This is a genomic window from Gracilimonas sp. (assembly GCF_017641085.1).
Lineage (GTDB): Bacteria > Bacteroidota > Rhodothermia > Balneolales > Balneolaceae > Gracilimonas.
On sequence record NZ_JAEPPI010000007.1, the window covers coordinates 1 to 541 of the forward strand.

1 tRNA gene is annotated in these 541 nt (G+C 51.6%); it reads left to right on the forward strand.

Annotated features, from left to right (window positions below):
• The first annotated feature begins 49 nt into the window (after nucleotides 1-49).
• Nucleotides 50-123 (forward strand) — tRNA-Ala (locus JJ941_RS15265).
• The last annotated feature ends 418 nt before the right edge of the window (nucleotides 124-541 follow it).

Here is a 541-nt window from a genome sequence, read left to right on the forward strand (position 1 = left end):
AGCGTGAGGTCGGAGGTTCAAGTCCTCCCAAGCCCACAATGGTAACCGAGGGGCTATAGCTCAGCTGGCTAGAGCACTGCCTTTGCAAGGCAGGGGTCCGGGGTTCGAATCCCCGTAGCTCCACAGGAATTTTAAGGTAGTAATGTAGTCGTGAGTATTGAGATATGAGAGGCGGTTTGCCCGGAAAGCTCGCGAAGTTCTTTATAAGATTGTTTAGGATGTATTTTGCTGGTCTTTCGAGGCCGGGCGCATGCATCCGTTGTAAACACGCTGCCCGTCGAACGGGCCGTGCCGCGCCGAGCGCGGGTTCTTTGACATGATGAAGCAATATAGCAATAGTAATAGGTCTGATGTCGCACATCTTGTATGTGCGACAAAAGATAGTAGGGCGCCTTTCTTAGTTTACTAAGGATTGCGTACTACGCCAAGGTAGCCGGACAGGTTCGTCCCCGTCCGGCCCACAATAAACCAATAGCATGAATACGAGTAGGTTTGACGGCGGAGACGCCGTGCAAACCATATAGTAGAAGCATACTAAGGG